This is a genomic window from Rhizobium sp. SRI_017 (genome assembly GCF_057586295.1).
Genome location: NZ_JBYCZP010000008.1, coordinates 275,979 through 301,654, shown reverse-complemented (window position 1 = coordinate 301,654; position 25,676 = coordinate 275,979). Strand labels below are relative to the sequence as shown.

The following is a 25,676-nucleotide window of genomic DNA, read 5'->3' as shown; positions in this document are numbered from 1 at the left end:
TCCGGCCTGGCCTCGTCGGCCGAGGTCGATGAGCGCTACGTCCAGAAGCAGCTCGGCCATGCCAGCGCGGAAATGACCCGTCGCTATCAGCGCCGCCGCGATCGCTTTCGGATCAATCTTACCGAGGCGTCGGGACTATAAGAGCATCCCCTCCCCTGCTCCGCGTGAAAGCGTAAGGTCGAAATCAAAGGTCGAGGTTTCAGCTTACCGCTTCAATTGAAATCGGGGACGATATCGAGGGTGATTGCTCGACGCTAGCGCAGGTGCGCGATCCCGATGGCATCTGATCGCCCTCGCGACGCTGCTCCCCCGGTCCTTTCCGCAGGCATGACCCCGCTCGAAGGACGAGACCAGCCGCTTTGGACGCCGGGCGCTTGAGGGTTCCATAGTGCGGGCCTTGCAAGCGGAAATTCTTCCGATACCGGGCTCAGGCTCAGCGGTGGCGTCAACTCGGCAGAATGATCGTTTGAGAGTTGTCATTGGCAGGGTTGAGGAGCTTGTATCCGCCGGCGGTGAGATAGACCTGATCGTCCGTGGTGTGAATCCATCCATTCGAGCTGGCATGGATGATGGCATTTTCCAACTCGTCCAATCCCACGCCCTTGCCAAAGGCGTATTCCGCCAGATCGTCGACACTGACGTGGTCCCCAGCCTCCATGTCCAAGAGCTGCATGCATTCCAGGACAAGGTGGCCGTGCTGGTTGGTTTCCACAATCGACTCCGGCTCGATGTTCTTGGGCTCTGAGATGCCGCCCATATGCTACGATCCAGCGCGCACAATGAGGCCGGGTCGGGCATTTCTCGTCTCATGGAATCGCGCTTAAGCCTGCAGGTTGTCAGCCGACATCTTGCCGGACTTGCGGTCCTTGACCAGTTCGTAGCTGATCTTCTGACCATCATTGAGGCCACGCATTCCGGCGCGCTCGACAGCGGAAATATGCACGAACACATCGGTGCTGCCGTCATCCGGCTGGATGAAGCCAAAGCCCTTCGTTGCATTGAACCATTTGACGGTACCAGTGGCCATTCTTTTCTTCCCATCGTCCTGCAGTGCCACACGGTGTGGCATTGTCCTTTGCAGGCCGGCACCATGCTGCGATTTCCCACGTGATGCAACCCAGGCAGACCCTCGTCATCCAGACGCGTGACGCCCAATGCAAATGGCAAAGCGTCCGCATCGGCAGTTCCCCTCGCCTTTCTAGCGCGCTGACTTGAATGAACCAAGATGCGTACCGGCGCCCTCGTCGCGACGCTTCGGCCCGTGGTCGTCACGCTGCGGGAGGCGACGTCTTACGGGCACGTCGAAAGCCCCGCCGTCTTCAAAATGTCGCAAGCCAATCGTTATCCTCAACGGCCGTGGACACGGGCATATAGAGGGGATTTGAGATGTTCTTGAGCACGGACGACATCGTGGCCCTGAACAGCCAGGTTTCGGAGCTGTGCCGCGCCATCCTCCATCAGAAACGCGTCCTTGCCGAACTGCAGCGACTCGGCGAGCCCACGGCGCTCGCGGAGAAGTTCCTCACGCGCCTGCAAGCCCAGCTCACTGAGCGTCAACAGCATCTGGACAAGCTGACGAACAACGCAGCCACCGAAAACATATGATGTATCAGCTCGATCGAAAAAGAGCCCGGTGCGGGAGGAGGTGCACCGAGCTCTGATTATGACCAGGCGGCTGGGAGGAGGAGTGCCGCTGGTCGCCGCGGCCGATCGGGAGGAGGTGATCGGCTACAAATTCAAGATAATGCTGCGCTGCACAATTTTCAAGGACTTTGTGAACATCGCATCCGCATCAATCATGGCGAAGACGCAAGACCGCCAAAGCCGAGACCAAGCGCGCCGGGGCGGCCTCAGGCGGAAACCTTATACGCCCGATTGACACATCTGTTCCCGTTTGCTTGATTAACCCTTGGAGGGCGCCATGGTCTACGATTGGGACGGTCAGCGCACACGACGAACACAGCTGATGCGGTTCACAGTTGCCGTGACCGTTGGCTTGGCCGTGCCGCTCGTGATCACTATGTGGTCCTACGTCAGCTGAATAGCCTCTGGCCTCCCGTTACGCTTAATTGACATGATGGGAAATGCGCGTACGCAAAACTCAACGCGCGACCACATAACTACACCGCCATCCTAGAAGAAATCGTAAATGACCGACGAGCCCCCTATCGAAACGATGTCCATCGAGAACCGCAGCGACTTCGCCCAATGGGCGATCGAACGGTCCCGCGCCATTGTTGCTGATCAGGGTGGCAATCTCGCGCTCGCCGCCCGTGACATGTCCGACGACAAGATCGCAGAGACCGCCAGTGCGCTTGGCCAGGCGATTGTCGATGCGCTTCTGGAGGTGTTCGATGGGCTTGTACCCGAGGCTTGATCTGTGGATGAAGCGACCGTTGCGCAACGCTTCGTCAATGAGGTCCGTGGTCGTGCCGCAACAATGATCGACATCGCCCTACCCTGCCCGCTTGATCTCGCCGCCATTTGCCCTGAGCAACGCCATGAGCACCGGTCCTAGCGAAAACTCGCCCTTCTGGGCCCGTCGCGTCAAATCGCGCAGATAGCCGCCCGCCGAGTTGATATGACCCGCCTTTTCAAGAATGCAGGCAATGACGGTCGCCGCATTTTCCGGCCCCATGACCTCGCACGCCTCCTGATAGGCCGATGGCGACACGCCAAGCATCGAGCGCACCACCACAGCCGTCGCCATCAGGTCGCGCCAGCTGCCAATTCCGCCACCCGGCCCATAGTCGGCAATCTGCGGGCAGCCACGCAACACCATCCCAAGCGGAAACGGTCGGATAGCCGCCGGCGCGGCCCCTTCCCGGTCGCCGGCCCCAGGCATCGGCGCACGATAGTCCTCAGCGCGCTTTGCAATCTCTTGTCTACGGTCCGTCTTGCCGGATGGTTGCTGGCTGGGCTTGGTGGTTTCGCCCTGCTTCACTTCGAAGCGAGGTTCAGATTCAAGAATAGATTCGGGATTTGAATTCTGTATGTGACGCTCATTTTGGAGGTCATTGCCGCTATGATTTCGAGCTTTTAGCTGCATTTCCAGCACGTTGACGATTCCGTCGCGCAAAAGCTCCATTTCATCAAGGCTGGAGACCAGTTGCATGGCGGTTGGAGCCCGCGGAAGTGCCTCTACAATCGAGCGATAGTGCATGTGATGCTCTTCCCAATCGCCGGCGGCACCTTCGTCGATCGCAGCGGCGATCAGTTTGGCAACGTCTCGTCGGCAGATCGTGAAACGCTCCTTTAGGCGCTGGAAGGCGAGCCGCTCGGCGACTGCATCGGCAGCCAGCATTTCGATTTCGTCAGCGCGTGCCAGGAGCGGAGCGAGGCTGAAGCCGAAGGCGTCATCGATCGTGCCCTCGCCGTCGCGCCTAGCATAACGCTTGCCATTGGCGCTGTCCTTGCGGCTGATCAAGCCGGCTTCAACCAGCACGGCGAGATGGCGCCGGATCGTTTGCTCGGCCATGCCATGCGCCCGGGTCGAGAGCTGCGCATTCGACGGGAACACCACAAGTCCATATTCGGCCGAAAGCTCACTCTTCGGATAGAACGTCAACAGCGCATTGATCAACGCTAAAGCTCGATCTGTCACACCGAGGCGGATGCGGGCTTCGCACAGCGCCCGATAGAGCTTCCATTTGTCGACGGTTTTTCCGTCTTCCGGCTCGACGACCTGGTTTGCCAACATGGCAAGCGTCATCGATCGGCTCCCGAAGGGAGTCGTCACACTTCCGATCTGCATTTTCTTTCACCTTTCACGAGGCAAAAGAAATCTGCTCACCAAAACGGCGCCATAGACTCTTGACTATGATTCGTGGAAATGCGATTCTCAGGGTGCTTAAATCTGGAGAAGGGCTTCCACGACGGAAACGTTTGGGGGCCTTTTTCTTTTGCTAGCTATCTTCCTTCGACTTTGTTGACTTTGTGTACTCCGCGTGGAGACGCTCAAGATTGTCGGCGATATATCGGCCAAACCGACCTGCATCGGCGGATTTGAGAGCAATAGAGTAGCTCTTGGCACTACCCTTAAATTCAGCCCGCACGGTTGAATCGCCCGCCTGCCATTCACCACTAGATTTTGACCGCTTCGCCGGCCTTTCGGCCTTTTTGAGTTCGGTTGCTATGAGCTCAAATCGCGCGTCCGATTCCAAAGATCTAAACTTCTCACCGACAACGAGTTCATTTGCGAGGACAAGCGACGACGGTTTTTCGATCAGCTGGGCGAAATCGATCCAACGATCGCGACCAACGGTCTTGGCGGCGCCGATAGCCCCGATAATTCCCTTGGGTACGCGGCCCGAAACCGAAAGCATGCGCGTGAGCATCGGCGCATCGATAGAAAGAGCCACCTGAATCGTCTGCTTTTCATGCCCGAGATCCAGGAGGTTTTGCGCAAACATAGCGCGCTCAATAAACGACAGATTCTCACGCGCAGAGTTTTCTTGTCCCTGAGCAATAACGTGATCTGCATCGGAGACGTTCTTAACAATCGCCCGGACCGGCCTGCCCAGTTCCCGTGCTGCACGAGCGCGACGATGGCCGAACACAATTTGATATCGGCTGTTGAGGTCGGGGTGAGGGCGGACCAAGATCGGCGTGTCTTGACCTCGTTCTCGGATTGCCTCCAGCAAATCGACGTAAGCGAGGTCATCATCGCCCATCCGATCGGTAACAAATGAGTTCTCAAGGACCGCGGTGTCGAGTTCGACAATTGCTTCACCCGAGATATTTTGCTCGGCAAGAGCTGCCTTCTCGGCAAGTTCGTTCAACGAATTAATCATCGAGCGAGAGGCGCCTCGCGTTGCATATCCCGGCGTCGCACGGCGCTCAGTGCTGTCGTTCTGTTGAGCCGTTATGTTGGCAAATACATCCTTGCGAGCCATCTAAAGCACCTCAAATGCATTCAACATGATGATATTATTCGAGAAAATGCCCACTTGTACGGCTGACAATTCCTTATGCATTGCGACGGCCCCACGCGTTGTTTAACAGCTCGATGATCTCAGCATTGACGGCGTCCAACGCTTCTCGCGCTCGGTCATACGTCGAAGGCGTAAATTGGGACCTCTCGACCTCGTAAAGGCTCTGTTTAGTGAGGCCAGCGTCCGAAATCGCAGTGGACTTCACCATATGGTTTTTCATCATCTGCTGAGCGAACATTGACTGCATGAAGCCAACCATTTGTTGCTGCGGAATGTCCGTAGGCTCGTAGCGGGTGATCAGATAGCGAAACCAATCAAGAGAGACGTTTACTCCAACGCGCTCGACGCTCTTAAGAATGTCCCCCAGCATGAGTAGGAACTGCGACATGGACATAATGTCCAACATCTGCGGATGCACCGTAATGAGAACCGAGGACGCCGCCGTTAAGGCCGTAAGCGTAAGGTAGCCAAGTTGGGGAGGGCAATCTACGATAACGACGTCGTACCGATCGTCCACGTCCTCGAGTGCGTCACCAACGCGCGTGTAAAACAGTTTCCCGGCCTTCGAGTCCTTGCTCTGCATCGCTATGGGCGTCTCGTATTCGTATTCTTGAAGTTCGAGATTTGCCGGAACGACATCCAGGTTGGGGAAATTGGTAGGTTGGATGATATCCTTCAGTGACTTCCGCTCATCATCATAACGAAGCGCTTCGTAGAATGATGCCTTTTCATCTAGTTCGGGCTGGATCCCATAGAGCGCCGTCAGCGACGCCTGCGGATCCAGATCGACTGCCAGAACTCGAAATCCTTTAAGCGCCAAATACTGGGCGAGATGCGCAGCCGTCGTGGTTTTGCCCGACCCCCCTTTGAAATTGACAACCGCAATCACCTGGAGTTTTTCATGACTGCGTCTGTGGGGAACGCGGTCGAGCAGTGCCCGCAATTCGTTCACCTGCGAAGCGGTATAGTATCTACGCCCGGTCGAAGTCGTAGTCGGTTCGACACCTTTGCCCTGCAAATGAAGTTTCTTGAGATAGCTTTGTGACACGCCTACGAAGTCGGCTACCTCGGCGAGCGAAAACTGGCGAAGGGTCTTCTGAGCATTTGGTGGGAACTTCTCTTGTCGTAACATATCGAGTTTGGACGAAATGTCGCCGCCATGTGCGAGAATCGTATCCGCGAAACTCGATACATTTTCCGAAACGGCCATTTTCACGTTCATTTAGAAATCTGCCTCTAGTCACGATATTTCCTGGAAATATGCCAATTTATCGTGACGATTACGCGATTCCCGCATCATGGCAAGGAAAATAAGGTTAACAAGACCTTAACATGCGCCTGCATCGTTGGCCGACATAGACAAGCGGAGCCTGTTTCTAATTTATTAACAGAACCTTAGCACGATTATCGGCTCCTGAGTTCTTGAGTTGTTCTACGGTGAATCCTACAAGCCGAAATGCTCCTCCTGGCCGGGAAGTGGTAGGCTCAGATTGCCCGCAGTCTCCAAGGCGCGACTCGAGTCTAAGGAACATTGTAGAATCCTACAATTGTCGCCCGATTCCGTTCTGTGCTGATTTCCCCGCCGATCACAACAACGGAGAAATCAATGCAAGTTATCGCGTTCTCGACGCCAAGAACGGTCCATGAGGCAGATCTCCTGCGGGCCTTCTATCAACTCCGCGCCAGAGTGTTTTCCAACCGGCTGGGCTGGGAAGTCGAAGTCTCGGCAGGCGGTGAGTCGGACGACTTTGATGCACTGCGGCCTACCTACGTTGTCGCTATCACGGAGACAGGCCAATTAGCGGGGGGCGCAAGACTCCTGTCGGCACTAGGGCCGACTATGGCTGCTGACGTGTTCCCGTCGCTGCTTCCGAACGGCAGGCTGATTGCGCACTCGGCGATGGTCGAAAGCTCTCGCTTCTGCGTGGATACCACTCTTGAGGAGGGAAGAGGAGCGAGCTCTGTACATGAGGCTACTTGGACCATGTTCGCCGGCATCATCGAATAGTGCATGACGAATGGCTTCACGGAAATCGTCACTGTGACCGACCTGCGCTTCGAGCGCATCCTCGCTCGCGTCGGGTGGCCGCTGCAGCGGTTAGGGGAACCGACGAAGATCGGCGTGACTAACGCCGTCGCGGGCATACTGCCCATCGACGCAGGCACATTTCAGAAACTGCGTCCCTCCAATTATCGATCTGAATTCACCCCCGTCGGCAAGGCAGCTTAAGGAAAATTCCGTGAACCAGCTTCGCTCTCATCCACGACTTGTACGGAAGCTTCAGGAAGCGCTTGGCGACCATCTCTGCGTGGCCCTGGACGACGCCACTGTCGTGGAGATCATGCTAAATCCTGACGGCAAGCTATTTATCGAACGCTTAGGCCACGGCGTTGCTCTGGCTGGCGAGATGTCGGCGGCGGCGGCTGAGATGGTCATCGGCACCGTAGCCCATGCACTCCAGTCCGAGGTCGATATTGAGCAGCCTATCATTTCCGGGGAGCTTCCGATCGGCGGCCACCGGTTTGAAGGTCTTCTCCCTCCCGTCGTCGCGAAACCTGCCTTCACCATCCGCCGTCGAGCATCTCGTCTGATCCCGTTGGACGAGTATGTCCGATCATGTGTGATGACGGATTGGCAAGCTTCGACGATCCGGAGTGCCATATCGTCAAAGCTGAACATCATCATCTCCGGCGGTACCGGTTCTGGGAAAACGACCCTCGCGAATACTGTCATTGAGGAGATCGTCAAATCAGCGCCTGAAGATCGTCTCGTGATTCTCGAGGACACGGCTGAGATTCAGTGCGCGGCCGAGAATGCGGTTCTTCTCCACACAAGTGATACAGTCGACATGGCGCGGCTCCTCAAGAGCACAATGCGGCTTCGTCCGGATCGCATCGTCGTCGGCGAAGTGCGAGACGGCGCCGCACTCACGCTGCTCAAAGCATGGAACACGGGCCACCCCGGCGGCGTGGCAACCATCCATTCTAACACCGCAATGTCAGCACTACGCCGCCTCGAGCAACTGACTGCGGAGGCCAGCCAGCAGCCGATGCAGGAAGTGATCGGTGAGGCTGTCGACCTCATAATCTCGATTGAGCGTACGGCACGAGGACGCCGCGTCCGCGATGTCGTTCAGGTCGAACGCTACGTCAACGGCCAGTACGAAATCGAATCCGAACAGCTCACCCAAGAACAGGAGGCGCGGCATGTCGCATAGGAAGTCAGCTATTGCCATCGCGGTTGCCGCAGCATCGATGACAATCGCGCTCGCAGCGCCGGCGCTGGCCAGCACCGGCGGGGGCGGCCTTCCTTGGGAAGGACCGCTGCAGCAAATCCAGGAATCGATCAACGGGCCGGTGGCCGGTGCCATCGCACTGGCCGCCATGGCAATCGCCGGCGGTATGCTGATCTTCGGCGGCGAACTCAACGACTTCGCGCGCCGGCTCATGTATATCGTTCTCGTCGCCGGCATCCTGCTTGGTGCCTCGCAGATCGTCGGCCTATTCGGTGCGACCGGCGCCTCGATCGGCACAGCCGAGGAGCAAATGACAGGGGAGGGGGCTCATGGCTGAGTCCCTGTCCGGGCTGCGGCGCAATCGGATTCATCGCGCACTCTCGCGACCGAACCTGCTGATGGGGGCGGATCGCGAGCTGGTGCTGCTGACCGGGCTCGCGGCCGTCATTCTCATCTTCGTGGTGCTGACCGTCTATTCGGCGATGTTTGGTGTGGCAGTCTGGATCGTCATCGTCGGGTTGCTCCGGATGATGGCGAAGTCCGACCCGCTCATGCGGAAGGTCTATATCCGCCACATCTCCTATCGCTCCTACTATCGGCCGACGGCTTCGCCGTGGCGCCGCTACTGAGGGGGACGACCATGGTCGCACTCAGTCGATTCCGCGCCACTGGCCCGTCTTTCGCCGACCTCGTGCCCTATGCCGGCCTGGTCGACAACGGCGTGCTTCTCCTCAAGGATGGCAGTCTCATGGCCGGCTGGTACTTTGCCGGCCCGGACTCGGAGAGCGCAACTAACTATGAGCGCAACGAGCTGTCGCGACAGATCAACGCGATCCTAGCGCGACTTGGGTCTGGGTGGATGATTCAGATCGAGGCCGTCCGCATTCCGACGGCTGATTACCCGTCTGAAGATCGCTGCTGTTTCCCTGATGCCGTCTCGCGCGCCATCGACGCCGAGCGGCGGTCGCACTTCGAGCGCGAGAAGGGGCATTTCGAAAGCCGGCACGCGATCGTCTTGAGCTATCGGCCACCTGAGGCCAAGAAGACGGCGTTGAGCAAGTACGTCTATTCCGATGAGGCGAGCCGTAAGAAGACCTATGCCGACACCGTGCTGCTATTCTTCAAGAACGCCATCCGCGAGTTCGAGCAGTATTTCGCGAACACCGTCTCGATCCGTCGCATGCTCGCGCGGGAAACATCCGAGCGGGGAGGGGAGAGGGCTGCGCGCTATGACGAACTCCTGCAGTTCGTCCGCTTCTGTATCACGGGCGAAAGCCATCCTGTTCGGCTGCCCGACGTCCCCATGTATCTTGACTGGGTGGCCACTGCAGAGCTCCAACACGGGCTGACGCCGAAGGTCGAGGACCGGTTTCTCGGCGTGGTGGCCATCGATGGCCTGCCGGCCGAAAGCTGGCCCGGGATCCTGAACAGTCTCGACCTGATGCCGCTCAGCTACCGCTGGTCGTCGCGTTTCATCTTCCTCGATGCCGAGGAGGCCCGACAAAAGCTCGAGCGCACCCGCAAGAAGTGGCAACAGAAGGTGCGGCCGTTTTTTGATCAGCTTTTCCAGACGCAATCTCGATCCGTCGACCAAGACGCAATGACAATGGTGGCAGAAACCGAGGACGCGATTGCACAGGCGTCATCTCAGCTTGTGGCCTATGGCTACTACACGCCTGTTATCGTGATGTTCGACAGCAATCGCGAAGCGCTGCAGGAGAAAGCAGAAGGGGTCCGCCGGCTGATCCAGGCGGAAGGTTTCGGGGCACGCATCGAGACTTTGAATGCCACCGATGCCTTTCTCGGCAGCCTTCCAGGCAACTGGTTCAGCAATATCCGCGAGCCGTTGATCAACACAAGCAATCTCGCCGATCTCATCCCGCTGAATTCCGTATGGTCCGGCACGCCGATCGCGCCTTGCCCATTCTATCCGCCCAATTCGCCGCCGCTCATGCAGGTGGCCAGCGGATCGACTCCGTTTCGACTGAATCTGCATGTCGATGACGTCGGTCATACCCTAATCTTTGGGCCGACTGGCTCGGGGAAGTCAACGCTGCTGGCGCTCATCGCCGCTCAGTTCCGGCGATATGAGCGCTCGCAGATCTTCGCCTTCGACAAAGGCAGTTCGCTTCTTCCGCTGACGCTCGCCGCGGCCGGCGATCATTATGAGATCGGTGGCGAGAACGAGGAGAGTGCGGCACGCCAACTCGCCTTTTGTCCACTCTCCGATCTCGGCACCGAGGCCGACCGTGCTTGGGCGACCGAGTGGGTAGAGACGCTGGTCGCGTTGCAGGGCGTCACGATCACACCTGATCATCGCAACGCGATATCGCGCCAGGTCGCGCTGATGGCTACCGCACCGGGCCGGTCGCTTTCAGACTTTGTCTCGGGAGTACAGATGCGCGAGATCAAGGAGGCGCTGCACCACTACACCGTCGATGGCCCGATGGGACAGTTGCTCGATGCCGAGCAGGACGGACTTTCGCTCGGCGCTTTCCAGACCTTCGAGATCGAGCACCTTATGAATTTCGGCGAGCGCAACCTCGTGCCGGTACTGACCTATTTGTTTCGTCGGATCGAAAAACGCCTCGATGGCGCTCCTAGTCTCATCATCCTTGACGAGGCGTGGCTGATGCTTGGGCATCCGGTCTTCCGCTCGAAGATCCGCGAATGGCTGAAGGTACTGCGCAAAGCCAATTGTGCGGTGGTGCTGGCCACCCAGTCGATTTCCGACGCAGACCGATCGGGCATCATCGATGTCCTCAAGGAATCCTGCCCGACCAAGATCTGCCTGCCGAATGGAGCCGCTCGTGAACCCGGAACCCGAGAGTTCTACGAGCGCATCGGTTTCAACGAGCGTCAGATCGAGATCGTCTCGGCCGCCATCCCAAAGCGCGAATACTATGTTGCGACGCCAGAGGGCCGACGTCTGTTCGACATGTCGCTCGGTCCTGTCGCGCTGAGCTTCGTCGGCGCCTCCGGCAAGGAGGAGCTCAAACGTATCCGCGCACTTCGAAGCGAACACGGCCAGGACTGGCCGGTCCACTGGCTTGAACTGAGAGGAGTTCAGAATGCCCATTCCCTGCTCAACAAGGACTAGCCGCCTCGTCATCGCACTGATGATAGCATCTTCGACGATCGCTTCCCCCGTTCGTGCTGGCACGGCAACGGGTGCCGCGACCGAATGGACGCAGCTCGCGAACAATGCCGAGCTCATCAAGCTGCTCGAGAGCTCGGGAACGCAGGTGCACAATCAACTGACGCAGATCAACCAATTGGCTCAGCAGATCGAGACGCAGCTCAGCATCTACCAGAACATGCTGCAGAACACCGCGACGCTGCCGCAGCATATCTGGGGTCAGGTCGAGGCCGACATCAACCAGCTGCGCAGCATCATTGAGACCGGCCAGAGCATCGCGTTCTCGATGGGCAATGCCGATGACGTCCTGCAGCAACGGTTCCAGAGTTACTCGACGCTCCGGACCAATCTACCCGCGAATGCGACATTCTCGTCGACCTATCAGACCTGGTCCGACACGAACCGGGAGACGATCGCCAGCACGTTACGCGCAGCAGGCCTGACATCGGAGCAGTTCAGCACCGAGGAAGCGACGATGTCGTCACTTCGCAGCATGTCCGAGACGGCCGACGGGCAAATGAAGGCACTGCAGGTCGGCCATCAGCTCGCTGCACAGCAGGTCGAACAAACACAGAAGCTCCGCGGCCTCATCGCACAGCAGACGACGATGACGGCCACTTGGCTGCAATCGGAGCAAACCGACAAAGATCTCGCGCAGGCTCGACGCGAGAAGTTCTTTGCTCCGACGAATCGAGGCGTCCCGCAGGGTCAGATGATGGAGCCGCGGTGGTGATGCGCACATTTGCAGCCATGATCGCCGCTCTCCTGGTCGGCGCAGCGGGAGGGTATTCGTTGGCCCCACAGTTTCACCAGCCTTTGAAGAACGAGCGCGCGAAGGAGTTTTTCGCGCCTGCCCCGAAGAAGGAGCTGACAGGTGGACAGGAGTTGCGGCCGAGATGGTGAGTTCAAGCAGAGCAAACATAGCAGGCATCTCCATCATAGCGGTTTTGATATTAGCGGGCCCTGTTTTCGCGCAGGAAGGCCAAGTGATCACGGAGCTAGAAAACCAGGTATCTACAGCAGCGAAGGGATGGGAGAGCACCGTCACAAACGCGGCCCGATCCTTGTTTTGGCTGCTCGCCGCGATCGAAATCGGCATCGCCGCAGTGTGGCTCGGACTTCAAGCTGCGTCGCTCGATAGTTGGTTCGCCGAACTCGTTCGCAGAATCATGTTCATTGGTTTGTTTGCATTCGTCCTCGATCAAGGCCCAACCTTGGCGAGGGCGGTCGTCGACAGTTTGTTCCAGATTGGGGCCGGAGGAGGATCCGCCTCGCCGGCTACAATCTTCGACGCCGGCATACAGGTTGCCAGCAAGATGTCCGAACAAGTCCAGTTTGGTGTGTTCGAGGACAACGCTCTCGCCATTGCGGCCGTTTTTGCGATGGTGGTGGTCGTGATCTCCTTCTCACTGGTCGCCGCCATATTCGTTGCCGTGATGGTTGAGATGTATGTTGGCCTACTGGCCGGCATGATCATGCTCGGTCTCGGCGGCTCCTCATACACTAAGGATTTTGCGATCCGCTACCTGATCTATGCCTTCAGCGTCGGCATGAAACTGATGGCCTTGGTGATGATCGCCAAGATCGGTTCCGAAGTTCTCACTGGACTTGCCCAAACACCGGTCGCTGCAGAGCAGCAATTCATGACCGCACTGTCCATCGCAGGTATTTCCGTGGTCGTCTTCATCATCGCTATGTATGTGCCGAACATCCTACAGGGCGTCGTCCAGGGTGCATCCGTGACAGGCGGCATGGAGGCGATCCGCCACGGCGGGCAGGGAGCATCCTTTGCGGCAGGTGCTGGCTTCTTTGCTGCCGGCGCCATCGGCGCAGGGGTTGCGGCCGCGCAGAGTGCCCGCGCTTCAGGTTCCTCGATGGGAGGTGCCTTCATTCGGGGCATGAGCGAAAGCTTCAACTCGGGTGTCTGGGCGGCATCGTCCGCGGCGAAGGATAAGGCCATTGGTTCCCCCGGCGCCTATGCGGGATCAATTCTCGGATTGGCCAATGCAAAGCTTGAGCAATTAAACGCCGGCAAGAGCGGACCAAAGCCGCCCGAAAACAACCAAAAGAAATAGGAAGGGAGAGATTGATGGCCGCAGACCGCGTCCCGGAAAATCCATATCTCGCGGCCCGCCAGGAATGGTCGGAGCGATATGGCTCTTATGTTAAGGCAGCGTCCGCCTGGCGGATCGTCGGCATCCTCGGCCTCTCGATGGCGGTGATCGGCTTCGGCTATGCGATGTATCTGAGCACCCAGGTGAAGCTCGTGCCTTACATCGTCGAGGTCGATAAACTCGGCACCGCAGTCACTGCGGGTTTCCCCCAGCAGATCGAATATGCCGATGCGCGCGTGGTCCGTTCGACGCTCGGCAACTTCGTGTCTAGCTTCCGATCCATTACGCCAGATGCCGTGGTGCAGAAGCAGTATATCGATCGAACATATGCGCTGCTCCGCACCTCCGACCCATCGACCGAAAAGGTCAATGCCTGGTTCCGCGGCAATTCGCCGTTTGAGCGCGCGAAGAAGAACACTGTGGCCATCGAGGTCAACAACATAGTGGCGCTCTCGACCAAGACCTACCAGGTCGACTGGACCGAGTTCGAGCGGGATCGGAAAGGCAAGGAGACCGGGACGCGCCGGTTTCGCGGGATCGCCACCGTCGCGCTCACTGCGCCGCAAGACGAGGCCATCATTCGTCTCAATCCGATCGGTCTTTATGTGACCGATTTCGACTGGACCGCACAGCTCTAAGGGCAGGGGATTATCATGAAGGGAATAGCGATACTCGCGGCCGCCGGCTGCGTGATGGGGTTTGTCGTCACCAACGGTGCGCTTGGTCAGTCGATGACATCAAACGAAGCGAAGGCGACCGCCATCTCGAAGAAGTGGCGCGGCACGCCGGGAATGGTTACGATCGGCCCTGATGGGAAGGTGATCTTCCTCTACGGCGAGACCCAGCCTTCGGTGGTCTGCTCACCGCTCCAGGTTTGCGACATCGAATTGCAGGGCGGCGAGATCGTCCGCGACGTGCTCGTCGGTGATACCGTGCGCTGGAAGGTCGAGCCAGCGACATCCGGCGCCACAGGCGGACAGGCCATCCATTTGATCGTCAAACCGTCCGAGGCCGGATTAGTCACCTCGATGGTCATCACGACTTCGCGTCGCACCTATCATATCCAGCTCAAGTCCCACCCGAGCCAATACATGGCGCGGGTGGGGTTTGAATATCCGGAAGATGCTTCCAACAAGCTTAAGGATATCAATGCCCGGCTCGAGACCGGGGCGATCACCGAGGGCGCACCCGATCGCCTCAACTTCTCCTACTCGATCAGCGGCCGGGCTTCCTGGAAGCCGAAGCGTGTCTATTCGGATGGCGCAAGAACCTACATCCAGTTCCCGAAGTCTCTCTCTGGCGAGGACGCGCCGGTGCTATTCGTGGTCAGTGGCGGCCAGAACCGCATCGTCAATTACCGCATGCACAAGGACATGATGACCGTCGACTATGCCATCGACAAGGCGATCCTGATTTCCGGGGTCGGCTGGCGGCAGCAAAAGGTCAAGATCAAGAGGGGAGGGTAACCGATGCGCTCCGCATTCATTCTTGTCGTCTTCGCAATTGCCCTTTCAAGTTGCCAGGCGACCGACGAAGCCCTCACGACAGACTCCACGCCCTCCGTCATCTCGGGACCGGCCGCCAGCGCGATTGCCGGCGACATGGCAAGCCGGCTGGCCGAACAAATGGGACCGGCGGCAAAGGTCTCGATCAAGATGGACAAGGATTCGAGTGATTTCTCCACGGCACTCGAGGCCGCGCTCAAAGGCTGGGGCTTTGCGGTTATCACTGACGGCAAGGTGGGCAAGACCGTGAAACCCATTGAACTCGCCTATTCCATCGATAGCGCCGACGGCCAGATTCTCGCCCGGCTGTGGACGCCGTCGGTTGCAATCAGCCGGGTCTATGCGCCGACAGCGGCTGGCGCTGATCCTGTCAGCCCGCTTTCCAAGCTTGAGATGAACTGAGGAGACGAGCAATGGTCCAGTCGCTCCAGCTAGGAACCTCCGCGCACGATGACCAAAGGGGTATGCAGAGGCTCAACCGCCTCCCCGTCATAATCGCCATCACAGTCATCGTGCTGTTTATTGCCGTAGTCGTGATCGGTCTTTCATTCCGCGGGCTGCATTTCTACCGGGGTTCGGATCTCGATACGGCCAACAGCACGCCGGCGACCAACTTCGGTGATCAACTGAAGAAGGGGATTACCGACGGCATCATCGGGGATCCAGAACAGACGCAAATCTTCCAGCCAACGCCAGTATCCGAGCAGAAACGGAACGAGGAAAAGCCTGAGATCAAGTCCGTCGAGCGGACCCAGACCCAGGAGGTTCGCCGCAGCCGTCTTGAGCCCGAGGCCGAATGGTTGGCACGGCTTAAGCGGGAAAACGACGAGCAATATTACCGAGAGCGGCAGCGCCAGCGTATGGCGCGGCTCCAGGCGCAATCCGTTGCGCTCGACTCACCGCTGAAGGTCGATGTCTCCGACGTTGAGAGGACGAAGAACACGGAGAAGGATGATCGGAGCAACCCAACCGAAACAGCATCGGCCAATCCGTCCGATCTCTACTCCGCGGCGCTCAATGCTAGACTGATGGACAAAGCCACCGACGCCAACATGCAGAGGTCGAAGGAGGACTTCTTCAATCAGGACATCAAGGATCTTGGTTATCTGCCGAACAAGGTCGTGCCGCAGATGTCGCCGTTCGAGCTCAAGCGCGGCTCGTTCATCCCCGCAACCATGATCACGGGTCTCAACTCCGATCTTCCCGGCCGTATCACGGCACAGGTGTCGCAGAATGTTTATGACAGCGCGACCGGGTATCGACTGCTCATACCGCAGGGAGCCAAGCTGTTCGGTCGCTACGATTCCAAGGTTTCGTTCGGGCAGGAGCGCGTGCTGGTGGTCTGGACGGATCTGATCTTCCCCAACGGATCGACGCTGCAGATCGGCGCGATGGCTGGCACCGATGCGGAAGGCTACGGCGGGTTCAAAGACAAGGTCAATCGGCACCTCTGGCGCACGTTCGGATCTGCTGCCCTCATTGCATTGATTGGGACGGGGATCGATCGATCGATGCCGGAGAGCTCGACGGTTGCGACACAGGAAACCGCTTCTGATGCGGCGAGGCGAAATTTCGCTGAGTCTTTTGGTCGGGTTGCCGAGCAGACAATCTCGCAAAATCTCAGTGTACAGCCGACAATCAATATTCGGCCGGGGTACAAGTTCAACGTGCTTGTCGATCAGGACATCATCTTCCCATCTGCTTATCAAGGTCGGTAATTGCGCATCTGGACTGCCGATTTCGGCACCTCCCAAGGTTGATTTGGCTTGACCTTCTCGCCGACAGATGTTGAAAGTGCGTCCTCCGATTTTGCAATCCTAGGCGTTCATCCCCGTGGTCAAACATATGACCAGATGCGTTCAAAGCACTTGCTTCCAAAGCGTTGGCTATGATGGCGAGCGCTCCGACACAGCTTGTGAAAGCGATGGGAGCCGCTGTCGGTAGGTGAGTGCAGTCGCAGACTTCGCGTACCTGCTTAGTTTCTTCTGAGCGTCAGCCTGTCTCGCTGACTGCGGTTGGAAAAGGGGAGTGTTCATTGGAGAGTGAATTTCAAGCATTTCTAGATACGGTTGATGTCGCTCATGATGAGCGCATGATCAGACAGGCAGCGAAAACCTTTGCGACGTCGATCGGCTTCGAGCGTATTGCCTACTTGCAGGTGGAGGGCGAGGACGTGCGAACGATCAGTTCCTATGCTCAAGCATGGCAAGAGGTGTATCTAGAGAAGAGGTTTTCAATCATTGATCCGGTTGTCATCGAAGCCAGACGGCGAATGAAGATCTTTACTTGGTCGGCGGATGACTGGTCCACGCGCAGCTCCGCTGAACTAAGGCGCTTCAGAGACGAGGCAATTTCCCACGGCATCCGCTCGGGCATGACAATACCTGTTCGGGGAAGCTTCGGTTCGACTATCCTCCTGACGTTTGCGAGTTCGGCCGCCGACTCAGATTCGTCATCATCATGCTTGAGCACAGAATCCGCGGTCCAGGCAGCGCTCGCCATTCATTACCGGCTCAGGTTCATTTCAGCGGGCCGTGTCGTCGCTCCAAAAAATGTCTTTTCGTCCAAAGAGGCAGTGTGTGTGACGTGGTCCGCAAAGGGCAAATACGCGCCTGAAATAGCGAGCATCATGGGTATCACCACAAGGACAGTGCAGCACTATCTTGACAGCGCCCGGCGGAAACTGGGTGCCGAGAATGTTCAGCACCTGACGGCGCTTGCGACGGCCTACGGCTTGGTTGAATTCTAGTCTAAAGGAACGTCTGGAACGTAGCCGAGTGCGTCGATAAGGTCCGCGAGCAGTTCCTGCTGTGCTGCGGTCTTCGTCCGCCTTCGGAGATATTCCTCCTGCAGGGATTGAACTACAGATGGGGATGCAGTCGGCTCATCGGATACACGCTCCCATTCATCATAGACTGTCTGATCGGACTCGAAGAGCCGTCTGTGCTCTTTGATTGCCGAGACGGTCAGTCGCTCTAGGTCGTCTTTGGCCGTCTTGGAATACCGCAGCCGTCGGTCGGCGCGGTCCTCGTCTGGTGATAGATGGTCAACCTTCATTCTTCACCGCAATCAAAAATGCCATACCGCGACTGTATTATGCGCTTGGCCAATTTTCTATCCAGGTCGATTAGGCTCCTGTTAATCGCCGTAAAAGCTGCTAGCCTCGCCGCGATCAACATTGCTGACTGCCCTTAGCGAGAAGACGCGGCACCGACAGGATCAGCGCCATGGCCAGGGAATCAATAAGCAATAGGAGGATGATTATCACACGCCGCAACGAATCGGAACTATCGTTCCTGGAACGATCATTCCTATTCGGGCTCTGGTTACGTCATGGATCTCAAGGAGGTCATGGCGGTCAATCTACGTCGGATACGTCATGGCAAAGAAATGACGCAGGAAGAACTTGCTCACCGCTCCCGCCTGAGCGCGCGCTATATCGGAAAGATTGAGCGTGCGGATGTGTCAGCCAGTATCACCGTGCTAGGCCAGATCGCGGAGGCGCTGGAAGTTCAACCAGCCGAACTCTTAACAAAGTCCCGCTAAGCAACTCCTTTCGCACAACCCCGCTCATCGATGCATGCCCCCACATGCTTATCGTGGCAGCGCCACAAGAAATCGGCCGGCTGCACACTGCTCGGTTACCGTGGACCAGAACCAGGGCCACGCTGGCTTTCGCATCGATTGGCTGAATTGCCGCGAAGGATGTGCCGGCCTTGGCACGCAGCAATTTGTCGGGCTGGCACTTTCAATTGGCCCCCACATAAACTTCAAATAGCCATCCATTGACTTTCAATTGGTCACTCCTAAAGTTTCAAACGGTCACCAAGGTGCGACGCTCGCGCCGAGATGTCCGCCAGCATCACCGTCCTTGGCCTGATTGCCGAGGCGCCCGAGGTTGAACTGGACGTGCTTTTGGCCAAGTCACGCTGATAGGCACGCCCAGCGCACCGAAAGAGCACTTACCTCAGATGTCGCACCCCTAAAACAAGCTGCCGATCTTTACGAAGTGGTATTTTCTGTATATACATTCTCCACGAGGAGAATGATTATGGCGTCACGTGCCTACACGCCTACCGAGGCAGCGGCTCTCAGTGAGATTGCTGTCAAATCGGTACACAATGCGATCGACAAACGGATCATCGCCGCACATTTCGGCCGTGCAGGACGAGAACTTTCCGTCGAGGATCTACTGCGCCTGAAGCTCTGGTACGGTGTAGGATCGATCCTGTCGGCCGAGCGTCGCAAACACCTGTTCGATACGATCGACCAAAATCCCGATGCGGACACGGTGAGGGCAGATGACTATCTGATTGTCGACGTTGCGCGGGCGAGAGCACAACTGGCCGCGCGCGCGGAGGCGCTTCGAGAAGCCGAGCAGAAGATTGAGGCTGTGAAGGGCGTCGTTGGCGGCGAGCCGGTTTTTAAGGGAACTCGGGTGCCGGTGCGAATGATCGCTGCGATAAAACAGCAAGGCGCCAGCACCGCGGAAATCGTCGAGGGCTATCCTTCTATGACAACGCGCATGGTGGAACTCGCGGAAATCTGGACGGCAGCTCACCCGGCCCGAGGGCGGCCGAAAAAGCTCTCGGAACAGGGACTGAAGGTGACGTCGGTGAAGCGTATACCTCTCACGACGGCAGCTAGTGCGCGGAAAGCACCGAGAACGGGTTCTTGAAGTTCCTCATCGATGAATGCTTGCACACATCGCTCGTGGCCGTGGCGCAAGACCACGGCCACGACTGTTTTCATGTCAACTGGCTTGGCCTGAGCGGCGAGACCGACTGGGATCTGATGCCGCGCATCGTCGCGCATGATTTCACGTTCGTGACCAACAACGCGCGCGACTTCCGGAAACTCTACGCAAGCGAGGAGTTGCATGCCGGCCTGGTCATCATCGTTCCGCAGGTTCTACCGGCACTGCAGCGGGAATTGTTCATCGCTGTTCTGCAAGAGTTTGTCGACGCCCAAGAGATCGTCAACGAAGTTATCGAGATTGCCATCGAAGATGGTGAGGCCGTGCTAACGCGCTATGCACTGCCGATATAGCGGTCAGTTTCCGCCGATGCGAGACAGGTCGATCCGAATTCCCGCTCGGTCAACATCGTCGCTCGTCTCGGTCTGTTTATCGGACGCCGTCACCGCAGCTCCCTCTTCGTTGACGGAGTTTACCTCGCTTTGCCGTGGCAATTCGACGGTTCCTCCCGGATCCTGAGCCTGAAACACGCTGACGCCTTCAAATTCCCCGGTCTTCCAAGCGTGGACGGCATCCTCGAATATCTGCGGGAACACGTCCTTACTGGTCGGATTGCCATACCATTTGGCAACGATGCGGAGGATCTTGGCGAACATTTTCGTGCCGATCTTCAGGTTTTCACAGGCGTCGACCAGACCGGGCTTGAGCTCCGAGGTATCCTTGATACCAACACCGGCCGGAAGCTGTGTGAGCCCGACGCGGACAATGGCCCGACCGACATGGTTCTGAATGATATCCATTGCCTCATCAGGTGTTTTCGCCTTCGGGATCAGGATCAGCCTCCCGCCGGTCTTGATCGAAATGGCAAGCGGGTCGGGCGAACCCGCCACCCGGACGAACTGCTCGACGATAGCGGGCGTAAGGGATGGATCGGCGCATTTGCCGATGAGGGCGGCATCCAGCATTTTGGGCTCCAGGTTTATGTGTTGTAGGAAATAGTGAGCGGTTTGCCGAACAGCCGCGCCCAGGCCGTGACGCTGGCGCGTTGGATGGCGACGATGGATGTACCTGATGTCCACCAGCCATTGCCGACGGCGACAATGACGTCGGGATCGCTCCGCATCGATTGCAGGATCGGCCAGACGACGAGGAGTTCGTAGCAGATTAGCGGCGCAATCTTGCGGCCGTCGAGCTCAGCGACTGGGTTAGCGAAGAAATCAGCGCGGGCGCCTCCACTTTGGCCGAACCATGACCGCCACGGCTGCCACATCGAGCCGGGGACGGGCATGCGCTCGCGGTAAAGAACGCTGCCACCGTCGCCGGAGATCGCGACCAGAACGTTGTCATAGCCGTCGTCGTTGACCACCGAAGCACCGGCGATCACCGTCAAGGGCTGACCTGCCAGAGCCTTGGTCCATAGGCGCTCGACGGTCGGCGTCCAGAACCCGAGAGCGCTTTCCGGCAGGACGACGAAGCCGATGCGATCGCCAGCCGCGCGTTTCACAATTGCGATCAGGTCACGCTGTCGCGAAAGACCGGCATCACGTCCGAGCGACGCACCCATTTGCGTGTCGACACCATGCCATTGGTGAGGCACGGATGGATCGGTCCACGTTGCGGCGGACCATACCCACGCGCCTACGAAGACGATCGCAACGGTCAGCCAGAACCGGGTTACGAGGCCGATCAGGCTGGCAGTCGTCGCAGCAAGTCCCCACCATCCCCATCCCGGAAAGAGTACCCCGGCCGCCGTGATCGGATGCGCCCATCCGGTGATGCCGAACGGTGGAACCGCCATCAATACCGCGGCAGCGAGATAACGGAATGGCTTCTGTGGTCCGCTGGGCGACCACAGCAAAGCATGAACGCCGACGAAACTGAGCGATGCCACGAGCCAGAGCAGCAGTCCGGGCCAAAGATCGGACGCATAGAAACTAGCGACGCCCTGGGGAAATCCTCGCGCGGCCGCCAGGAAATATCCGCCCGAAACCAGCCCCGCGCCTGCCCTGTTGCGTGCATTTGCCCACAGCACGGGAAAGGCGAGAGCTACCGGAAGGAGGAGCACCTGGCCGATCCAGCCGATCCAGCCTGCGGCGATCGCGAGCGCTGTCAGTGCTACTGTACAAACATGGTCACGGCGCATAGGTCAGCACCTCCTGCGCCAGGCCTAGAATGCCTGACGCCGGCAAGGGACCGAAGTATCGGGAGTCGTAAGAACCGACAAAGCCGGAGTGCAGGAAGACGCGTCCCGTTGGAACGATCCCGCCGCGAAACGCTGCGAGCGGCCGACCCATTCCATCGAATTTGGAAACTGCCGAATTGGCTATGACGACACCATCGACGCGAACGCTTGACCCAATGTCCACCCTCTGCCCTGCGGTGGCGATCACCGTCTTGATCAGCGGCGCAAACCCGCCTGGGCACAAACCGGAACGCAGATATCCGCGCTGCCTGGCCTCTTCCATCGCGTTGTTTTCCGGCGGGCAGATGAAGACAAGATCGTCAACGGCGGGACGTCGATTGAGCGCCACGACGCGCCAGAGTCCGATTGGTTCGCTTGGTGTCATGTTGATGCGCAAGCCGCCCATCGCGCCTCCGATGACCAAAACGAGCGCGAGCAATATTCCGGCCAATATTATCGCCACGGCCGGCCGAACTCTGAGACGCGCGGCGCGCTTAATGACAACTGATCCGCTCATTTCAGGGAAAGCCCCTTGCTCTTGGTCTGCCGCATAGTCTCAGCCTGTTTGATCGCCTCGGTCGTTCTTTCATGCGCGGCGAGCTGCTGGATGGTCCGCATCGAATTCCAGGCGGTCTGGACCTCGGCCTTCTGCGCGGGCTTCATCCCTGACGTGATCGACTTGTAGGTCTCTCCGCTCGTGTCCTTTGCGGCGATGCCGATGAAGGTGCGTTCGCCAAACCGCTCGGAGACCGCCCTTGCGAACCCTTCCAGTTCCGCCTTCACTTGTTTGTCGGCAAGGGCGCGTTCGAGACCGGCGGGGAGATCGTTGCGGTCGATCGCATCGCGCACGCGCTCGAGCGTTTGCCGTGCGGACGGGGAGAGCGCCGGGATGTCGACCGAGATCTGCTTGCGGACCGCCCGTTCTTCCGCTTCATGCTTGTGTTCGGCCTCGGCCCGCTGGCGAAGATAACGCTCGAGATTGCGCGCCAGCGCCGGGACGTTGGCGACCGCCCGCTCGCGGTCCAGTCTGTCGGGTCGGCTTGCAAATATGCCGGTCTTACCCTTGAGAGCGCCGAAGCCTTCCGGCTCGCCGGCGATCTTCGCCAGGGTGGTCTTGGCAACCGCCTGATCTTTGAGCATCGCATCGACACCGACCGCCTTGAAGGCGCTTTCCGGCTGGGCGTAGACGAGGTGGAAGCGGGTGGAAACGTCCTCCCATTGCTTCTTCAGACCAGGATCGGCGGCAAGCTTGTCCTCGATGGATTTCGGGAAGGTGGAGATGCCTGATACCATGGGCTTCGACTCCTTGATGCTTTTGGAGATGGGGGACGATTTTGTGCTGGCGATAAGGCCGAGCCTGCCGCCGATTGCCGCCAGCCGGGCGCCGAGACCGGCGAGCTTTTGCTTCTGGCTCACCGTCCATTGCAGCCGATCTCGCACGACAGTGCGTGCGACATTTATCAGGTGAAGACCACGGGCGTCGGCAAATCGAAGCGCCTGTTTGTAGAAAGCGCCCTTCTGGTAATCGAGCGTGGCTTCCTTGGCGTTTCTGCGCGACAGGATCGGGATCAGACCGCCCGCCTTGGCAAACGAGCGGCGACCGTAATAGACAGCGAGATCGTCGCGATGGCGGGTCATGGCGACATAGGTGAGATGGCGATCGAGCGACAACGACGCCAACACCTTGATCCGGTCGACCGTGGCGCCCTGGCTCTTGTGGATCGTCGTCGCGTAGCCGTGATCGACGTGTGTGTAGAAACGCTGTTCCACGCTGACCTGACGGCGATGTTCACCCTCACCGATCTCGGCAACGATACGTCCAGGCGCAGCCTCAATGACCTTCGCAAGCATGCCGTTCTTGACGCCGAGCGATCCCTCGTTCTTCAGGAATACGATCTGGTCGCCGGCGGAAAAGTTGCGATTGCCCTCTTCCGTCCGGAAGGCAAAACCCGCAGCGACGATACCGCGCTCGACGAGTTTTTGCCGCGCCAGTTCGTTGAGCATGCGGACATCGCGGCGCAGATGCGCAAGGATCAGTGTCGTCTTCGCCGGATCGTAATCGCGGTTCCAGTCGGCGATCAGGTTTTCGACAGCCTGCGCCTTCAATTCCGAGCCGTTGAAGTGGCCATGCGCACGGTAGGCATCGACCGCCTTGTCGACATTGCCACGGGCAAGATCGAGAGAGGCGTCGCGCATCCACTGTTCGCGCTGGCGGTAGATGGTGTCCAGCTCGGCATAACCGATCCGGTCGGCGATGGCGCGGAAGGCCGCACCGGCCTCGATCGGCTGCAGTTGTTCCGGATCACCGACGAGAACGAGCTTGGCGCCCGCCTTTGTCACAGCTTCGACAAACAGCGCCATCTGCCGTGACGACACCATGCCGGCCTCGTCCAGCACGAATACGGTCTTGTTGTCGAGCTGATTGCGGCCTTGGCTCCAGCGGAGTTCCCAGGCGGAAAGAGTCCGCGAGACAATACCCGCTTCGCGTTCCAGACCCTCGGCGGCCTTGCCCGCCAGAGCGCCACCGACCACACGGTAGCCCGCCGTTTCCCAGGCTTCGCGCGCGGCCATCATCATGGTGGTCTTGCCGGCGCCGGCGCGGCCTATGACGGCGGCGATCCCCGTGTCCCCGGCGACATGTCCGATCGCGACACGCTGCTCTTCCGACAACCGGGAATGAAGTGCGAAGGTCGCCTCGAGCACGCCCTGTTTGACTTTGTGTGAGGATCGGCCGGCAAGCCAGATCGCTCGGTTGGCCATCTCCGCTTCCAGCCGGATCAGTTCCCGCGTCGTGTATTTGGCCGGCGCCCGAATGCCGGTGCCGAAATCGATCCGCTCGCGCTCAAGGCGGAGTGTTTCCGGGCTCTGCACGATGCGCACCATCAGACTCTGGAACAACCCGGCATTGTCGATGTAGCGATGCAGGATCTTCGCAATATCGCGCTCGTCAAAGACGCTTCTCTCGCGCGTGATGAGGTCGAGGACGATTTCCGGGCGGCGTTGGATGCGGCGGGCATTTTCCGCGCGGCGGTCTTCCTGCAGCTCGATGCGTTCGAGCTTGGGCGACCAGGCCGGTTCCTTTGACTTGACCTGCTCGGCCTTGCGGTCGATCGCCTTGGTACCGACACCGAGATGAATGGTCGGGGTGAGGTCTATCCCCTGCTTTTCGAAGGATCGCCCGTCGATGCGGATGTCGAGACCGGCCAATGCCAGATGCTTGTTCTGGCAAGCGAACCAGCCATCGCGAAAGGCGTTGAAGTCATCAGTGCTGCCGGCCCAGAGTTCGTACACGATCTTGCCGGAATCGTTGCGCAGCGTTTCACCATCCGGACCGAGTACCACGATCTTCTTGGCGCCAAATCCATCCTCGGTTAGCGGCCTCAGTGTCGTCATCAGATGCACATGCGGATTGCCCGGGGCGTCGTGATAGACCCAGTCCGCCACCATGCCCTTCGCTGTGATGTGCCGCTCCACGAAATCTCGGACAAGCGCGATGTTCTGTTCCTCGGTCAGCTCGAGCGGCAGGGCGATGGTGACGTCCTTGGCGAGCTGCGCGTCCGAGCGCTTTTCGAAGGCCTCGACCGCATTCCAGAACGCTTCCGAGGCGCCCGCCTCGGATCTGTCGGCAATCATCGCCTGCAACCAGGCCGGCGCATCGGCAGGGATGACGAACTCCTCGTGCAGCAATCCCTGTTTTCTGCTGTAGTCGATCGTCCGGGCTTCCCGCTCGTAGTCCATCCTGGCGCAATGCCGGTAGGCCGCCGACAGCACGGCGCTGCGGCCGGAGCCTCGGGCAACGATGCTGACGGAGAAATGAGGGACCGCCACGGTAGAGTTCCTTCCCGACTGCGAACGAATTCAAAGCGTTCG

28 protein-coding genes and 2 pseudogenes are annotated in these 25,676 nt (G+C 58.7%); 20 read left to right on the top strand and 10 right to left on the bottom strand.

Features of this window, described 5'->3' with window-relative positions; all coding sequences use genetic code 11:
• Positions 1-141: pseudogene (locus AC2YI2_RS19645) on the top strand (integrase); the annotation flags it as partial.
• A gap of 304 nt (positions 142-445) precedes the next feature.
• Here AC2YI2_RS19645 and AC2YI2_RS19640 read toward each other — a convergent pair.
• Together AC2YI2_RS19640 and AC2YI2_RS19635 are read right to left on the bottom strand one after the other, a co-directional pair.
• Positions 446-757, bottom strand: a complete 312-nt coding sequence (locus AC2YI2_RS19640; protein ID WP_487388153.1) for a hypothetical protein — start codon at positions 755-757, stop codon at positions 446-448.
• A 63-nt stretch (positions 758-820) separates the two neighbouring features.
• A complete protein-coding gene (locus AC2YI2_RS19635) occupies positions 821-1,027 on the bottom strand; it encodes a cold-shock protein (RefSeq protein ID WP_068389465.1) in 207 nt (68 codons plus the stop codon).
• A 365-nt stretch (positions 1,028-1,392) separates the two neighbouring features.
• Here AC2YI2_RS19635 and AC2YI2_RS19630 point away from each other — a divergent pair, with 365 nt between their 5' ends.
• The 3 genes from AC2YI2_RS19630 to AC2YI2_RS19620 all read left to right on the top strand — a co-directional run bounded on the left by AC2YI2_RS19630 (position 1,393) and on the right by AC2YI2_RS19620 (position 2,377).
• Positions 1,393-1,605: a hypothetical protein gene (locus tag AC2YI2_RS19630; protein WP_487388152.1), complete on the top strand. Its 213-nt coding sequence runs from the start codon at positions 1,393-1,395 to the stop codon at positions 1,603-1,605.
• Positions 1,606-1,687: 82 nt separating this feature from the next.
• Positions 1,688-1,879, top strand: a complete 192-nt coding sequence (locus AC2YI2_RS19625) for a hypothetical protein (protein WP_487388151.1) — start codon at positions 1,688-1,690, stop codon at positions 1,877-1,879.
• 288 nt (positions 1,880-2,167) lie between these two features.
• A complete protein-coding gene (locus AC2YI2_RS19620) occupies positions 2,168-2,377 on the top strand; it encodes a hypothetical protein (protein ID WP_487388176.1) in 210 nt (69 codons plus the stop codon).
• Positions 2,378-2,455: 78 nt separating this feature from the next.
• Here AC2YI2_RS19620 and repC read toward each other — a convergent pair whose 3' ends face one another.
• The 3 genes from repC to repA all read right to left on the bottom strand — a co-directional run bounded on the left by repC (position 2,456) and on the right by repA (position 6,156).
• Positions 2,456-3,754 (bottom strand): plasmid replication protein RepC, encoded by a 1,299-nt coding sequence (gene repC / locus AC2YI2_RS19615; RefSeq protein ID WP_487388150.1) that lies wholly within the window; start codon positions 3,752-3,754, stop codon positions 2,456-2,458.
• A gap of 151 nt (positions 3,755-3,905) precedes the next feature.
• Positions 3,906-4,895 (bottom strand): plasmid partitioning protein RepB, encoded by a 990-nt coding sequence (gene repB, locus AC2YI2_RS19610; protein ID WP_487388149.1) that lies wholly within the window; start codon positions 4,893-4,895, stop codon positions 3,906-3,908.
• A gap of 73 nt (positions 4,896-4,968) precedes the next feature.
• Positions 4,969-6,156, bottom strand: a complete 1,188-nt coding sequence (repA, locus tag AC2YI2_RS19605) for a plasmid partitioning protein RepA (protein WP_487388148.1) — start codon at positions 6,154-6,156, stop codon at positions 4,969-4,971.
• A 384-nt stretch (positions 6,157-6,540) separates the two neighbouring features.
• Here repA and traI point away from each other — a divergent pair.
• From traI to AC2YI2_RS19540, 13 genes and pseudogenes are all read left to right on the top strand, one after another.
• Positions 6,541-7,164, top strand: a pseudogene (gene traI, locus AC2YI2_RS19600) (acyl-homoserine-lactone synthase).
• Positions 7,165-7,174: 10 nt separating this feature from the next.
• A complete protein-coding gene (trbB, locus tag AC2YI2_RS19595; protein WP_487388147.1) occupies positions 7,175-8,152 on the top strand; it encodes a P-type conjugative transfer ATPase TrbB in 978 nt (325 codons plus the stop codon).
• Positions 8,142-8,507 carry a TrbC/VirB2 family protein gene (locus tag AC2YI2_RS19590; protein ID WP_487388146.1) on the top strand — a complete coding sequence of 122 codons (366 nt, stop codon included), beginning with the start codon at positions 8,142-8,144 and terminating at the stop codon, positions 8,505-8,507. The genes trbB and AC2YI2_RS19590 overlap by 11 nt, the downstream gene beginning before the upstream one ends.
• The gene (locus AC2YI2_RS19585) at positions 8,500-8,799 is read left to right on the top strand and encodes a conjugal transfer protein TrbD (protein ID WP_487388145.1); all 300 of its coding nucleotides are present in this window, start codon (positions 8,500-8,502) and stop codon (positions 8,797-8,799) included. Before AC2YI2_RS19590 ends, AC2YI2_RS19585 begins: the two co-directional genes overlap by 8 nt.
• 11 nt (positions 8,800-8,810) lie before the next feature.
• On the top strand, positions 8,811-11,270 hold the full coding sequence (locus AC2YI2_RS19580) for a conjugal transfer protein TrbE (RefSeq protein ID WP_487388144.1): 2,460 nt from the start codon (positions 8,811-8,813) through the stop codon (positions 11,268-11,270).
• Positions 11,242-12,042: a P-type conjugative transfer protein TrbJ gene (gene trbJ, locus AC2YI2_RS19575; RefSeq protein ID WP_487388143.1), complete on the top strand. Its 801-nt coding sequence runs from the start codon at positions 11,242-11,244 to the stop codon at positions 12,040-12,042. Before AC2YI2_RS19580 ends, trbJ begins: the two co-directional genes overlap by 29 nt.
• Positions 12,042-12,212 carry a DUF2749 domain-containing protein gene (locus AC2YI2_RS19570; RefSeq protein WP_487388142.1) on the top strand — a complete coding sequence of 57 codons (171 nt, stop codon included), beginning with the start codon at positions 12,042-12,044 and terminating at the stop codon, positions 12,210-12,212. The genes trbJ and AC2YI2_RS19570 overlap by 1 nt, the downstream gene beginning before the upstream one ends.
• Positions 12,206-13,384 (top strand): P-type conjugative transfer protein TrbL, encoded by a 1,179-nt coding sequence (trbL, locus tag AC2YI2_RS19565; RefSeq protein ID WP_487388141.1) that lies wholly within the window; start codon positions 12,206-12,208, stop codon positions 13,382-13,384. Before AC2YI2_RS19570 ends, trbL begins: the two co-directional genes overlap by 7 nt.
• Positions 13,385-13,398: 14 nt before the next feature.
• Positions 13,399-14,061, top strand: coding sequence for a conjugal transfer protein TrbF (locus AC2YI2_RS19560; protein ID WP_487388140.1), 663 nt, complete (start codon positions 13,399-13,401; stop codon positions 14,059-14,061).
• Between the two features lie 15 nt (positions 14,062-14,076).
• Entirely contained in the window at positions 14,077-14,889 is an 813-nt protein-coding gene (gene trbG, locus AC2YI2_RS19555; RefSeq protein ID WP_487388139.1) for a P-type conjugative transfer protein TrbG, read from the top strand.
• Positions 14,890-14,892: 3 nt separating this feature from the next.
• Entirely contained in the window at positions 14,893-15,330 is a 438-nt protein-coding gene (gene trbH, locus AC2YI2_RS19550; protein ID WP_487388138.1) for a conjugal transfer protein TrbH, read from the top strand.
• Between the two features lie 11 nt (positions 15,331-15,341).
• Entirely contained in the window at positions 15,342-16,646 is a 1,305-nt protein-coding gene (trbI, locus tag AC2YI2_RS19545; RefSeq protein WP_487388137.1) for an IncP-type conjugal transfer protein TrbI, read from the top strand.
• A gap of 317 nt (positions 16,647-16,963) precedes the next feature.
• Entirely contained in the window at positions 16,964-17,677 is a 714-nt protein-coding gene (locus AC2YI2_RS19540) for an autoinducer binding domain-containing protein (protein WP_487388136.1), read from the top strand.
• On the opposite strand, the gene AC2YI2_RS19535 is transcribed toward AC2YI2_RS19540, so the two are convergent.
• The gene (locus tag AC2YI2_RS19535) at positions 17,674-17,985 is read right to left on the bottom strand and encodes a transcriptional repressor TraM (protein WP_487388135.1); all 312 of its coding nucleotides are present in this window, start codon (positions 17,983-17,985) and stop codon (positions 17,674-17,676) included. The genes AC2YI2_RS19540 and AC2YI2_RS19535 overlap by 4 nt on opposite strands.
• Before the next feature lie 276 nt (positions 17,986-18,261).
• Here AC2YI2_RS19535 and AC2YI2_RS19530 point away from each other — a divergent pair, with 276 nt between their 5' ends.
• From AC2YI2_RS19530 to AC2YI2_RS19520, 3 genes are all read left to right on the top strand, one after another.
• Positions 18,262-18,474 carry a helix-turn-helix domain-containing protein gene (locus AC2YI2_RS19530; RefSeq protein WP_487388134.1) on the top strand — a complete coding sequence of 71 codons (213 nt, stop codon included), beginning with the start codon at positions 18,262-18,264 and terminating at the stop codon, positions 18,472-18,474.
• A 499-nt stretch (positions 18,475-18,973) separates the two neighbouring features.
• Positions 18,974-19,606, top strand: a complete 633-nt coding sequence (locus AC2YI2_RS19525; protein WP_487388133.1) for a DUF433 domain-containing protein — start codon at positions 18,974-18,976, stop codon at positions 19,604-19,606.
• On the top strand, positions 19,603-19,977 hold the full coding sequence (locus AC2YI2_RS19520) for a DUF5615 family PIN-like protein (protein ID WP_487388132.1): 375 nt from the start codon (positions 19,603-19,605) through the stop codon (positions 19,975-19,977). Before AC2YI2_RS19525 ends, AC2YI2_RS19520 begins: the two co-directional genes overlap by 4 nt.
• A 3-nt stretch (positions 19,978-19,980) precedes the next feature.
• On the opposite strand, the gene AC2YI2_RS19515 is transcribed toward AC2YI2_RS19520, so the two are convergent.
• The 4 genes from AC2YI2_RS19515 to traA are packed head-to-tail and all read right to left on the bottom strand — an operon-like array spanning position 19,981 to position 25,634.
• Positions 19,981-20,589 (bottom strand): TraH family protein, encoded by a 609-nt coding sequence (locus AC2YI2_RS19515; RefSeq protein ID WP_487388175.1) that lies wholly within the window; start codon positions 20,587-20,589, stop codon positions 19,981-19,983.
• Positions 20,590-20,603: 14 nt separating this feature from the next.
• Complete coding sequence (locus AC2YI2_RS19510; RefSeq protein ID WP_487388131.1) at positions 20,604-21,767, bottom strand: conjugal transfer protein TraB; 1,164 nt, start codon at positions 21,765-21,767, stop codon at positions 20,604-20,606.
• Positions 21,757-22,323: a conjugative transfer signal peptidase TraF gene (gene traF / locus AC2YI2_RS19505; protein WP_487388130.1), complete on the bottom strand. Its 567-nt coding sequence runs from the start codon at positions 22,321-22,323 to the stop codon at positions 21,757-21,759. Before traF ends, AC2YI2_RS19510 begins: the two co-directional genes overlap by 11 nt.
• Complete coding sequence (gene traA, locus AC2YI2_RS19500; protein WP_487388129.1) at positions 22,320-25,634, bottom strand: Ti-type conjugative transfer relaxase TraA; 3,315 nt, start codon at positions 25,632-25,634, stop codon at positions 22,320-22,322. Before traA ends, traF begins: the two co-directional genes overlap by 4 nt.
• Between the last annotated feature and the right edge of the window lie 42 nt (positions 25,635-25,676).